The 12,264-nt window shown below is 70.4% G+C and carries 12 protein-coding genes and 1 pseudogene; 2 read left to right on the plus strand and 11 right to left on the minus strand.

The window, feature by feature from the left end; genetic code table 11:
• Positions 1-278 precede the first annotated feature (278 nt).
• The 5 genes from LHJ74_RS13890 to LHJ74_RS13910 form a co-directional block, all read right to left on the minus strand.
• Positions 279-1,730 (minus strand): aldehyde dehydrogenase family protein, encoded by a 1,452-nt coding sequence (locus LHJ74_RS13890; RefSeq protein WP_260218311.1) that lies wholly within the window; start codon positions 1,728-1,730, stop codon positions 279-281.
• A complete protein-coding gene (locus tag LHJ74_RS13895; protein ID WP_260218312.1) occupies positions 1,730-2,833 on the minus strand; it encodes a phenazine biosynthesis protein in 1,104 nt (367 codons plus the stop codon). Before LHJ74_RS13895 ends, LHJ74_RS13890 begins: the two co-directional genes overlap by 1 nt.
• Before the next feature lie 143 nt (positions 2,834-2,976).
• On the minus strand, positions 2,977-3,747 hold the full coding sequence (locus tag LHJ74_RS13900) for an energy-coupling factor ABC transporter ATP-binding protein (protein WP_260218313.1): 771 nt from the start codon (positions 3,745-3,747) through the stop codon (positions 2,977-2,979).
• On the minus strand, positions 3,723-4,484 hold the full coding sequence (gene cbiQ / locus LHJ74_RS13905; protein ID WP_260218314.1) for a cobalt ECF transporter T component CbiQ: 762 nt from the start codon (positions 4,482-4,484) through the stop codon (positions 3,723-3,725). Before cbiQ ends, LHJ74_RS13900 begins: the two co-directional genes overlap by 25 nt.
• 1 nt (position 4,485) lies before the next feature.
• Complete coding sequence (locus LHJ74_RS13910; protein ID WP_260218315.1) at positions 4,486-5,592, minus strand: energy-coupling factor ABC transporter permease; 1,107 nt, start codon at positions 5,590-5,592, stop codon at positions 4,486-4,488.
• Between the two features lie 327 nt (positions 5,593-5,919).
• On the opposite strand from LHJ74_RS13910, the gene LHJ74_RS13915 reads away from it, so the two are divergent.
• Both LHJ74_RS13915 and LHJ74_RS13920 read left to right on the plus strand, forming a co-directional pair.
• Positions 5,920-7,176, plus strand: a complete 1,257-nt coding sequence (locus LHJ74_RS13915) for an MFS transporter (protein WP_260218316.1) — start codon at positions 5,920-5,922, stop codon at positions 7,174-7,176.
• A gap of 39 nt (positions 7,177-7,215) precedes the next feature.
• Positions 7,216-7,524, plus strand: a complete 309-nt coding sequence (locus tag LHJ74_RS13920; RefSeq protein ID WP_260218317.1) for a muconolactone Delta-isomerase family protein — start codon at positions 7,216-7,218, stop codon at positions 7,522-7,524.
• Here the strand turns inward: LHJ74_RS13920 and LHJ74_RS13925 are convergent.
• The 6 genes and pseudogenes from LHJ74_RS13925 to LHJ74_RS13950 form a co-directional block, all read right to left on the minus strand.
• Positions 7,490-7,594, minus strand: a pseudogene (locus tag LHJ74_RS13925) (SAM-dependent methyltransferase); the annotation flags it as partial. The gene LHJ74_RS13920 and the pseudogene LHJ74_RS13925 sit on opposite strands and share 35 nt — an antisense overlap.
• Positions 7,595-7,730: 136 nt before the next feature.
• Positions 7,731-8,318 carry a hypothetical protein gene (locus tag LHJ74_RS13930; protein WP_260218318.1) on the minus strand — a complete coding sequence of 196 codons (588 nt, stop codon included), beginning with the start codon at positions 8,316-8,318 and terminating at the stop codon, positions 7,731-7,733.
• A gap of 494 nt (positions 8,319-8,812) precedes the next feature.
• On the minus strand, positions 8,813-9,472 hold the full coding sequence (locus LHJ74_RS13935; protein ID WP_260218319.1) for a DUF7019 family protein: 660 nt from the start codon (positions 9,470-9,472) through the stop codon (positions 8,813-8,815).
• Between the two features lie 577 nt (positions 9,473-10,049).
• Complete coding sequence (locus LHJ74_RS13940; RefSeq protein ID WP_260218320.1) at positions 10,050-10,328, minus strand: phosphopantetheine-binding protein; 279 nt, start codon at positions 10,326-10,328, stop codon at positions 10,050-10,052.
• On the minus strand, positions 10,328-11,173 hold the full coding sequence (locus tag LHJ74_RS13945) for a class-II aminoacyl-tRNA synthetase family protein (RefSeq protein WP_260218321.1): 846 nt from the start codon (positions 11,171-11,173) through the stop codon (positions 10,328-10,330). The genes LHJ74_RS13940 and LHJ74_RS13945 overlap by 1 nt, the downstream gene beginning before the upstream one ends.
• The gene (locus LHJ74_RS13950) at positions 11,170-12,186 is read right to left on the minus strand and encodes an FAD-dependent oxidoreductase (protein ID WP_260218322.1); all 1,017 of its coding nucleotides are present in this window, start codon (positions 12,184-12,186) and stop codon (positions 11,170-11,172) included. The genes LHJ74_RS13945 and LHJ74_RS13950 overlap by 4 nt, the downstream gene beginning before the upstream one ends.
• Positions 12,187-12,264: the final 78 nt, after the last annotated feature.

A 12,264-nucleotide genomic window follows, 5' to 3' on the forward strand; every position in this document is an offset into this window, starting at 1 on the left:
ATTACCGGCGTCGCCGAATGAGCGGCTTAATTCACGAACTTCCGCAGTTGCGAATTCTTCGCAAGAATGCCTTTCCGGAATACGGTGCCTCCCGGGCGCCACGGGACAGCCCTTAGAGCCCCTAACAGAATGGGCGGTCGATCAGCTTGCGGCGTCTGGTGCGTGCGCTCGCAAGGCGGAGGATCGTCCTCGTACTGGGCGTACATGGACGACTCCGACAACGCGGCGAGCGCGCGTGCCAGGCGTCGCAAGCCGACCGCCCATTCTGTTAGGGGCTCTTAGAGGAGCCGGTCGGCGACGCCGTACCCGCGGGCCTCCATCAGTTCATGGCTCAGATACCCGTCATGCGGGCTGACCTCACCCGCCGACCACGTCGGGACCGGCCCGAAGAGGACCTTGCGGATGCTCCGCTCCCGCAACGCCTCGCGCGCCAGGGCGGGATCGTCGCTCAGCACCGTCAGCGCCAGCGTGTCCCGCAGCGGGGCCATCCCCTGGGAGCGCCGCCAGGGCAGCACCCACACGCAGGGGAAGGAGAGTTCGACCCGGGCTCCCGGGTGGTCGGCGCGCTCGCACAGCAGCACCGCGGGCCGCAGCGCGGCCGAGCCGTCACCGAGATCGGCGAGCGGTCCGTCCGGATAGTGGGCGGCGGCAACGTCCACCGCGCCGTCCAGACGGCGCGTCAGATGCTCGCGCAGCGCCCTCGCCTCCGCCAGCGGCAGCACCGGCAGCCGGGCTTCGTCCGACTGGGGCGGGGCCGGAGTCAGCGGGGCGAGGCGGGCGGCCACGGCGCGGGCGAGAGCACGCGGGTCGCCGTCGGTGAAGACGGCGGTGGCGTTGGTGCACCGCATCCCGGCGTCGTGGCCGACGGAGTCGCAGATGACGTCCAGCACCTCGTCGGTGACCGGTCCGCTGTGCAGCAGCTTGGAACGGCCGGGCCCGCGCAGGATCACCCGGCGGTCGTGGCCGTAGCGGCGGGCCGCGGCGTCCCCGCCGAAGACCAGGCTCAGATCGGCTGCTTCCACCAGCGCGTCCCCCGTCGCATGACTGCCCGGCAGCAGGGACAGCAGGTGCGGGGGCACGCCGGCCCGGAGCAGGGCGTCGATCATCCGCGCAGGGGTGAACGGATCACGTGCGCCGGGGCGTACGAGGAGGGCATAGCCGCAGGCGAGGGCGGTGAGCCACTGGGTGTGCGTGCCGGGGTTGTTGCTCGGGGCGATCACGGCCAGCACCTCGCCGCGCCGGGCCCACACCGCGGAGACCTCACCGGGGCTGATCACGCCCGTTGCCCCCGGAGGGCACTCGGCGGCGATCCTGGCACCGGCGTTGGCGAAGGTCCGCGCGACATCCGTCAGCGAGTGCCGGGCGACGCTGACCGGCACACCCGCGGCCCGTGCCTGGAGCTCGCAGTACCGCTCGGGCGTGAGACCGCCCAGGGTGGCGGTGGCGAAGAGGCGGCCCGCCCGCCGCAGCAGCGCCGGGTCGGGCGCGCTGTCCGGATCCTGGCCCGCGCAGTGCTCCCGCACCTCCGCCACCGTGAGCCGGGCCAGCAGGGGCGGGGCCTGGTGCACGGTCGCCAGCGGTGTGCCGTCCACTCCCGCGAGTGCCAGCGTCTGCGCGGACCGCACCGCCCGGCCCGCACGGACCAGCGGCAGCTCGTACAGGGGCAACTCGCACGGCCGCGGCTCGGACGACGGCAGCCCCGACGACGGCAGCCCGGACGACGGGGCCATCAGTACACGCCCTCGACCAGAGCGGCGGTGTGCCCCGTGTCGCAGGGACGCACCTCCGACAGCTCGATGCCGGGAAATCCACCGGCGGACGCGCGCCGGGTGGCCAGGTCCCGCTCCAGGGTGGGGGGCGTGAAGTAGTCCCGAGTGAGCACGGTGATCACCACGCGGCCCTCCTCGTCCTCCGCCACCCGCCGCTCCGGCCGCTCGGGGTCCACCAGCTCCACGACGGTGTAGGGGTAGTGAGGGCGGAAGACGCACGCCGCCGTGTCGCCCGGCAGCCGGGTGCGCTGCGGCGCGACGCCCATCATCGTGTTGCCGTACGCCCCGGCGATCCGCGCGCGGGGGAACGCCTCCTCCTCGAACAGGCGCAGCGTCTCGGCGTCCGCGCTCGTCCCGCCCCAGATGATGCCGCGCAGCTTCTCCCGCATCAGCGCGTACACGTCGGCGCGCCCGACTGCCTTCTCCAGGATCCGGGGCGTGCTGGAGACCGCCCGGATGTCCTGGGTGGCCAGCACCTCCTTCACCTGGTCGAGGATGTGGTCGACATAGCGCCCGGCCTCCTCCTCGCGCCCGGTGCTGAGGCAGCGGCGGACCCAGCGCGGATCCAGATCGACGAAGAAGCAGAGGAAGCCGCGCAGTTGTGACAGGACGCTGATGTTCTTCGCCATGACGTGCGGGCCGGTCGGCCCGATGTGCAGCCAGTGCCCCTCGCCCGAGGGGAATCCCTGGGCGTCGAGCATCATGCTCTGCCACGCGACGTTCCGGCTGCGCGACGTCGCGTCGACGATGCGCTTCGGGGGGCCCGTGGCACCGCCTGATTCGTAGACGCCGAACCGCCGGGGCTCCCGGCGGGAGCCGCGGGGCACCAGCAGGTGGGCGGGTATGCCGCTCCAGTCGACCTCGATGTCGGAGAACAGGCGCAGGTCGGCGAGGGTCGAGATGTCGGTGCGCGGATCGAAGCCGAAGGATTTCGCCCGCTCGGTCCAGTAGGGACTTCCGGTGAGCGGGGAGAAGTGCCATTCCATTGCCGCCCGGACCAAGTCGTCGGCATCAGGCGGATCATCGAGAGGAGATTCGAACACTGAGCTGAAGTCGTCGGCCATCTCGGGGTGCTCCCGTCCGTACCGTCATACTGCCCGTACAACTCGCACTGCCGTACAACTCACTGCCCGTCGAGCTGATTGTCAGCAGGACTGACATATGGAGTATGCGAGGCGGCCGACCGGAGCGTCAAGGCGGGTGGCGGTCAGGAGCGGGTGTCGACGGAGCGCGGGTCGAAACCGAAGGGCAGCTCCAGGCGGTGCGCCCGCATCAGCCCCTCGTCACAGAGCAGTTCGGCCGTGGGACCGTCCGCCACGATGACGCCCTCGCTGAGCACCAGTGCGCGCGGGCACATCTCCAGGGCGTACGGCAGGTCGTGCGTCACCATCAGCACGGTGACGTCCAGCGACCGCAGGATCTCCGCCAGTTCACGGCGCGAGGCCGGGTCCAGATTGGACGACGGCTCGTCCAGGACGAGGATCTCCGGCTCCATCGCCAGTACGGTCGCCACCGCGACCCGGCGCCGCTGGCCGAAGGAGAGGTGATGCGGCGGCCGGTCCACGTACTCCGCCATGCCGACCTGGCCGAGGGCCTTCTCCACCCGGGCTTCCAGCTCGGGCCCGCGCAGCCCGGACGCCGCCGGCCCGAAGGCCACGTCCTCCCGCACGGACGGCATGAAGAGCTGGTCGTCCGGGTCCTGGAAGACGATGCCGACGCGGCGCCTGATCTCCGCGAGATGCTCGCGGGCGACCGGCAGTCCGGCGACCGTCACCGAGCCGGACCCGGCGGTCAGGATGCCGTTCAGATGCAGGACGAGGGTGGTCTTGCCCGCGCCGTTCGGGCCGAGCAGGGCGACGCGCTCGCCGCGCCCGATCACCAGATCGACGCCGAAGAGGGCTTGATGCCCGTCCGGGTAGGCGTAGGCGAGGCCGGAGACGTCCAGCGAAGCGGTCACAGCGTCCATCCCAACAGACATACGGCGAGAGCGGACAGGGGGAGGGCGAGGGCGCGCGCCCACTGGGCCCGGGAGGCGGTCACCTCGTCGATGACCGGCATCGACCCGGCGTATCCCCGGCTCATCATGGCCAGATGGACGCGTTCGCCCCGCTCGTACGAGCGGATGAACAGCGCACCGGCCGACTTGCCCAGGACTCCCCACTGCCGGATGCCTCGGGAGTCGAAGCCGCGCGACTCGCGGGCGATCCTCATCCGCCGCATCTCGTCCGTGATCACGTCGCCGTACCGGATCATGAAGGAGGCGATCTGCACGAGCAGCGGCGGCAGCTTCAACCGCTGGAGGCCGAGCAGCAGTTCACGCAGCTCGGTCGTGGAGGCGAGGATCACCGACGCGGCGACACCCAGCGTGCCCTTCGCCAGTACGTTCCACGCGCCCCACAGGCCCGAGACGCTGAGCGAGACGCCCATCACCTCGACCCGCTCACCCTGAGCCACGAAGGGCATCAGCACCGCGAACGCCACGAACGGGACCTCGATCAGCATCCGCTTCAGCAGGAACCCCGCCGGTATACGGGCCACGCCCGCCACCGCGCCCAGCAGCACGGCGTACAGGGCGAACGCCCACATCGCCTCGCGCGGGGTCGAGACCACGACCACCACGAAGCAGAGGACGGCGGCCAGTTTGCAGTGCGGAGGGAGCCTGTGGACGGGCGAGTGCCCGTGGCGGTAGAGCCGGTGTGCGTGTCCCGCGCCCATCTCACACGGTTTTCTCTGCACGGGACTCCGCGCCGCCTGCGGCCTTCCAAGACTCGCCGGATCCGGCGGAGTCGGCAGACTGAGCGGAGTTGCGACGGCGGCGCACCGCCCAGAAGACGCCGCTGCCGGCGGCGACCGTGACGCCCACACCGATCACCCCCGCGAGCCCGCCGGAGAGCCGCGCCCCCGTGATGTCCTCGACGCCGTAGTCGGCGAGTGGCCAGTCACCCAGCCAGTGGTCCTCAGCCTCCTTGTCGATGCCCTTGTCCGTGGCGACCTTCTCCAGGCCGTCCGGGTCCGAGGAGGCGTAGAAGCTGACGAATCCGGCCAGCACCAGGGACACGCCGAGGCCCGTGAGCCACACCTTGCGCGAGGAGCGCGGCGGGGCGGCGGCCGGAGCCGGAGCCGGAGCCGGAGCAGCGTCCACCAGTCGGCCACCGACCCGGAGTTGGAGCGGCACTGTCAGGCCACGGGCGCCGTACACCAGATCGGGCCGCACCGCGATGACGGCGCCGACGGTGAGCGCGGTGATCGTGGCCTCGCCGATGCCGATGAGGGTGTGCACACCGACCATCGCCGTGAACACGGTGCCCGCCGCCACGTCCGTCGTACCGCCGACCATGTACATCCCGGTGAAGGTGACGGCCGCGGCCGGGACGGAGAGCAGGGCGGCGGCGAACGCCGCGGCGGTGACCGAACCGCGCTTGCCGGGCAGCAGCTTCACCAGGCCGCGGAAGATCAGGTACGCGACGACGACGGTGACCACACCCATGTTGGTGATGTTCACCCCGAGCGCGGTGAGGCCGCCGTCCGCGAACAGGACGCTCTGGATCAGCAGGACGACCGAGACGCAGAGCACACCCGTGTACGGCCCGACGAGTATCGCGGCCAGCGCACCGCCCAGCAGATGGCCGCTGGTGCCCGCCGCGACCGGGAAGTTCAGCATCTGCGCGGCGAAGATGAACGCGGCGACCAGACCCGCGAGCGGCGCCGTCCGCTCGTCCAGCTCCCTGCGCGTACCCCGCAGGCTGACCGCGACCGCACCCGCCGCGATAACCCCGGTGGCCGCGGAGACGGGAATGTCGATGAATCCGTCGGGAACGTGCATGAGCGGGCTCCCCTCCGAGCGGGATCGCTGACCGATTGACAGTAGAGCCCTGTTGCGAAGTTCTCGCAAGAGCTGAGCGGATACATTGGAGATACGCCTGCATCTCCCCCGGTACGCCCGGAGATTGCGCGTACGTCATCCCGACGCGGCGTCAGGCGTTCGACTGCGAGCCTTCCGCAGTCGGACAGCCCCGGAATCGCGGAACGGCCGGAAAGGAAATCGGCCGACGCGGGCGGAATCACGGCCCGGCGGCCTTGACCCGGCACCTCCACAGGTCGAGACTACTGCTGATAATCCACCCTGCTGACGATCCGTCCAGGAGGTCCCGTGCGCACACCCCCGCCGTCACCCGTGGGCGGCGCGGGCGCCGGTCAGTTGTCCGACGGAAAGATCGTCGCGATCCTCTGCACCGGCTTCTTCCTGCTGGACTTCGACCTCGTCGTCATCAACCCCCTGCTGGTCCCCGTGTCCGAGGACTTGGGAGCAGGGCTGGGCGTGACCACCCTCGCGCTGACCGGCTACCTGCTGATGCTGGGCGTCATGATCCCGGTGCACGGCGGTCTCTCGGACCGGATCGGCCGGGTACGCGTGCTGCGGACGGCACTGCTCGGGCTCGGAGCCGCCAATCTGTGCGCGGCGCTGGCCCCCAACGTGGCCGTACTGATCGCGGGGCGCGCCGTCGCCGGAGCGTTCGCCGCCGCACTCATCCCGGTGTCGGTGGCCTATGTGGGTGACCGCATCACCATGGAGCGCCAACAGCGGACGATGGCGGTCCTGATGTCGTTCAGCGCGGTCGGCGCCGCGTCGGCGACCCTTGCCGCAGGTGCGCTCACAGACCTTCTCGACTGGCGGTACCCCCTGCTGATCCCGGCCGTGGCCGGGCCGCTGCTCGCCGTCCTCTACGCCCGGCTCCCGGAGGCGACGGCACCGCGGGAAGACGGCGTGGGCGTACTGGGCCGGTTCGCCCAAGTCCTCGGCGACGGCTGGTTCCGCTTCCTCATCCCGTTCACCTTCATCGAAGGTGCGGCGATGATGGGCTTCTTCAACTTCTTCAACGCCGCGCTCCAGGAGCACGGCAGCAGTGTGCTGATGTCGGGGCTGGTCACCAGTGCGTACGGGGTGGCGGCCATCGGCGGCAGCGCCGCCGTGCGGGCGCTGGACGCGCGCGCTTCCGGGGCGGCGATGTTCGGCTGGGGCACGGGCCTGCTGTTCGTCGGCTACCTCACCGCCGCCTTCACCCAGTCCGTCCCCGGCATCCTGCTCGCCAGCGCCTGCGCCGGACTCGCCCTGGCCGTGGGCCAGTCCGCGCTGCAAGCCTGGGTGCTCGAGGCATCTGCACCGGAGGCGCGCGGCAGCGCGGCGGCACTCGTCGCCTGCTCGGTGTTCACCGGCGCGGCGGTCGGCACCGCGGCCGTCGGCGGGCTCGTCAGCACCGGGAACTTCGGACTGCTCTTCGGCATCGCCGCCGTGGCCACCGTCTCGATCTCGATCGCGGGCACGCTCGCGCGCATGCGCTTCGCCCGCACCGGAGGGCAGCGGAGGCCGGCCGAAGCCAAGGCCGTCAGCTTCACCGATCGACCGTAAGACTGACCGACTCATTGGTCATGAACGAGGGAGAGAGTGATGGCACTGTTCGCCGTGATCGCCAAGCGGGCACCTGTGGGAATCGGAATCGACGAATTCCAGCAGAAACTGTCCGAGGGTTTCCAGTACACGAAGGAACTCGCCGACAAGGGCATGATCAAACACCGCTGGATTCTCGTCGGCGCCTCAGCCGGACTGAACATCTATGAGGTCGAATCGCACGAAGAGCTGATGTCCGTGCTCTACAGGAGTCCGGCGGGCCTGCACCTGGAATACGAGGTGTATCCGCTCATCGCACCGCCGGACTACGATCCGACCGCGCGAACGGCTGCGTCTCCAACCGATTAGCGAACATCGACGCACACAGGTCGAGGGCCCCGTCGTAGGCCGCCCTGGTCTCGTCCTGGTGCTCCCACACCGGAAGGAAGCCAACAGCCGCGCCGTTCACAGCCGTTCTCCGGCCCCATTCCCTGGTTCATCCAGGGGGCGAAGGGATCCTGTGCAGTTCCCCGTGTCTCTGACGGAGCGCTGCCCCTTGCCGGTGTTTCCGGCTGTCAGTTGAAGATGTCCATGAGGTCCAGCCAGGAGCCTGCGTCGTCGGCGGGGCGGGGCCGCATCGGGAGCGGTTCCGGGTAGGTCTCCGCTGCGACCCTCGCGCGGACGATGTCGGGCCCGCCGCACGCCGCGACCGCGAAGGCGCCGAAAACCTTGGCGAACGCGGCCGGGTCGCGGAACTCCACGCCAAACGCTCGGCCGTCCCGTAGCGGCACCCACACCACCCGGTCGAACCGTGGCCATTCCAGCACCGGCTGATCGTCCGCGGTCGACCGCCCCTCCAGCCACAGCCGCGCCACGTGCAGCAGGTTCACCTTCTCCATCGACAGCCGCTTTCGCCGCACCCGCAGTTCACGCGCCGTCAGCTCGACGCGCTGGTCCTTCTTCGGGTACCAGACGACGCCGATCCCGAACGGCACCCACAGCAGGATCCCGATCATCGGCCAGACCAGAGCGTCGCCCCACGACCGGAGCAGCCCACCGTCCAGCAGGTACAGGGCCCCGAAGACCAGAACCCACTTCGCCGTCATCCGCCAGAATCCGCTGCCCTGCCGGTACAGGACCCGTCGCTTCCCCGTCATCGCCATGCCCGCACGCTATCCGCCGCCCGCAGCTCACCGTAGGCGCCGCCGCCGAACGCCGTGAGGTCGGCCATGAGCTGTGCATCGGTGATCCGGCCCGCGCGCCACAGGTGCAGGCCCCGGTTGTGCCCGCAGCGCTCCGCCCTCGTACAGCCGCCGGTTCCGCACCTCCTCCGCGAGAGTGCCACCGTCGACCCACTCCGCGAAGACCGAGGGAACGCTGCCGACTCTGCGCACGTACGCACAGTTGACGGTGTGCGGGTGCAGCCCGAGCCCGACCCAGGATTCAGCTTCCCGTTCGAAGTCCGACACTCTCTCCGGCGAGCGGAGCAGAGCCGTCCGGGGCGTCTTGACAGCCAGATCGACATTCCAGCCGCGGTGGTGCACCCGGTAGACCAGCCCCATCCCCCCGCTGCGGATCACCTCCCGAACCTCGTACAGGTCGAGGACGACCTCACCCACCCGCCACCTGCGCGCCGCGGCCATCGGAGCCGACCCCCTCAGTCGACCAGTGCCACGTACAGCGGCGAGCCGAGCAGCACGAACTCGCCCGCGTACGGACTTTCGCCGCGTAACAAACGTTTCGCTACGAACTCGACGTTCTGCGCGGGCCCGCGCAATCCCATGGCCACCTGGTGCACCCTCGCCAGTGCGGCGCGGTCAGCGCGGTCGAGGTCGCCGTCAACGGCGTCAGCGACGTACTCGTCCTCCAGTTCCGCGGACCCGCCGAGCGCGTCCAGCATCGGGGGCATGAGCGATGCGGAGATTCCGTGCTCCATCATGTCCGGCGCCGACCCGACTACATGCTGGACAGACCCGCCGAGGCCCACGACCGTCCTCCCCGTCCGCCCGCCGAAAAACACCAGCGGCGAGGCGGCCTCGGCCGGAAACGGTCCCCACCGCATCGGGAGCAGACCCCAGAAGAACTGCCCCGGTTCCTCCACCGAGCCGAGGTCACCGTGATCATGCAAGTGACGCACGACGAGCTCGAGTCGCGACAGACGTTCACCCGCAGCCGGTTCGGAGAACCGCTTGACCTGAAGAACCTTCAGATCCACACCGAACTCGGAACCTCGCTTGCGGCCGAAACCCGGATCAATCTGCGGCAGGAGCATGTCGATCTTTGCCTCGCTGACGTAGAGGTAGTACTTGAACGACACCCTGACCCCACTCCCCCCAAGCTCCCGAGGTCATCAGTATTCACTTTCCCTCTGAGCCATGCCGGCTATCCGTACAACTGCACCACCGCAGGCTCACCGGTGATCCACCCGGGCGCTGCTCCAGCCCGGTCAGGGCCTGGCTGACGGCGGCCTCGAAGGGCGAACCGGCGTGCAGGCCGGCGGCCTGGGCGACAAGCGAATGCGGCGCCCGACGGAACCGTGGGTCGGCCGTGGCAGGCGTCGCCGGCAGAGGAGTGCGCATCCAGGGGGAGGAAGGCCTCGTGGATGTCGTCGCGGACCTCTAAGAGCGTCTGGTGCGTGCGCTCGCAAGGCGGAGGATCGTCCTCGTACTGGGCGTACATGGACGACTCCGACAACGCGGCGAGCGCGCGTGCCAGGCGTCGCAAGCCGACCGCCCATTCGGTTAGGGGCTCTAAGCGGATCCGCGGGCGGCGGAAGCAGTGCAGGTGGGCAGAGGCGCGTTCGCGTCCTCGGCACGCCACGGCTTCGGCCGAGCCACCACGCACCCCCGGATCAACGCTCCCGGAGCGATCCAGCCGCCCCGAAGACCATTCCGTCAGGGGTCCCGAGGGCTGTCCTCCGCGCCCTGGAGGAAGACCTGTTCGATCCGGCGCAGCGAGCGGAAGGAGTCCAGGTCGAGCGTCTCCAGATCGACCGGCGACCCGCTGATCCGCTCGATCAGGACGAGGAACTCCAGGATGCTCAGCGAATCGATGAGGCGGCTCTCGATCAGGTCTTCGTCCGGTCCGATAGTCCTCACCTGCGGCTGCCGCCCCACGATCCACGCGACGACCTCCGCGAGCGCGTCGCTCTCAGCACCACTCCCCGCGCCCATCAGGGGGCCGTCTCCGCCGACCCCGCCGCTGCCTTCTCGACGGCTTCCGTCGCCGCCGCCCAGCTGCCGTGCCGGGTGCGCAGCACCGAGAGCCAGCGCTCCAGGCCGAACGCGGCACAGCCGGTGTGGACGGCCTCACCCGACGCGCCACAAACGATCCCGCACCGCTCGCCGAAGAAGTTCCGGTGCACGTTGAGCGAGGCGATCGCCAGGCCGTCGACGAGGAACTCGTGCTTGACAGGGGCGAGTCGCTGCGCCAGCGCCCGCTGCCCGCCCCGGTCGTAGAAGGGGTCTGTCGCCGCCTCTTTGCGCACCGGCAGGTCCAGTGCCGCCGCAAGGGCGAGGATCCTGCCCTCGCAGCGGTCGAGATGGCCCCGCACGAACTCCCGGGAGCCGAGCGCCACGATCTCGCGCATATGGAACCCCAGCAGCCGGCGCAGCCCGTCGTAGTGCTCCTCGCGGCGGAAGCAGCGGCCGAGCACTGTCACCCTCGTGTCCTGGTCGAGCGTGTGGCCTTGGTGGTGGAGATAGACGGCGAAGCAGGCCGCCGAGGGCAGGCCGAGGCGGGCGGGTTCCATCGCGTCGGCAGCGAAGAACTCGGGCCGCTCGAAGGGCCGGTGCCGTCCGAGGTCCAGTGCGCCGGCCACGAGCGCCTGATGCGGGAAGTTGTCGTAGAAGTCGAGCCGGGCCAGCGAGGCGACCGGCAGCAGCGGCGGCATGATCATGGATGCGGCGCCCTCGTCGGAGCCCCACCCCTCCAGTACGGCGTCGAGTGTCCGCAGCAGCTCCGTCGCTCCCGGCCCGAGGGTCTGCAGACCCTCTTCACCCGTCAGTTCGGTGCTCATGACACCGGCTCGGCGAGGGCGGTCTCCGCCGCGGTGCCCTCCACGGCGAGGCGCAGCACCTCCCGTGCGCAACCCCAGGACAGGCCGACGGCGATCCCGCCGTGACCGTAGTTGTGGATGACGCGGGCGGCCCCGAGCTGCTCCGCCTCCAGCCGGGTCTGCGGGCGCGATGCGCGCAGGCCGACCTCCACACCGAGGACCCGGGCCTCCGCGAGCCGGGGCTCGACGGCCGTACAGCGGCGCAGGATCTCCTCAGCCCGGCCCTGATCCGGCTCCAGGCCCCAGGTGTCGCGCTCGGCCGTACCGCCCAGCACCAGGCGTCTTCCGTGCGGGAAGAAGCTGGTCGAGGCTGGTCCCGGGTTCTGTTCGAAGAAGAAGTCCTCCAGTCCGGGATTCTCCAGGACCACATGCTGGCCGCGCACCGCGAAGACCGACGGGTCGTCGGCGAGCGTACGGGCGCCCACGCCAGCGCAGTTGACCACCAGCGGGGCCTCGGCCGCCGCATCCTCCAGGGAGGCCACCCTGCCCGTCTCCATGGTGGCACCGGCGGCGACGCAGCGGGCGGCGAGATACGCGAGGTAGGCAGGCATGTCCACGATGGGCAGGCTGGTCCAGAACGCCACCGGGAATCCGGCGCTCTCCCCGGAGTCGCACGGGCGGTATCCGGGCAGGCGGGCGGCCCACTCCTGGCTGCCTTCGGCACGCCGGTTGACGAGCCTGCCGCCCGCCAGGCGTACGCCGGTGCCCGGCTTGCCTGCCAGCGCGGAGAACTCGGCCAGGCTGGCCCGGTGCCAGGGGACGGTGACCTCGACCGGCGAGAACTTGGCCGCCGCCTCCGTCTCGTCGGCGATCAGCGGGCCGCCGACGAGGGCACCGGCGACGGCCGATGTGGTGCGCTCCGGTGGCCGCTCGGCGCGGACCCGGACGGCGAGCCCGTGTTCCGCGAGGCGGACGGCGGTGGTCAGCCCGACCACTCCGGCACCGATGACCAGCGCGTCCGTTTGCTCTCTCATCCTCGACAACACCTTCCGCTGGGTTGGGGCTCTGGAGGGGGGTGGCTAGGGATGCTCTGGGAGTGGCTCTGAACGAAT

This window comes from Streptomyces gossypii (genome assembly GCF_025165795.1).
Taxonomy (GTDB): Bacteria; Actinomycetota; Actinomycetes; order Streptomycetales; family Streptomycetaceae; genus Streptomyces; species Streptomyces gossypii.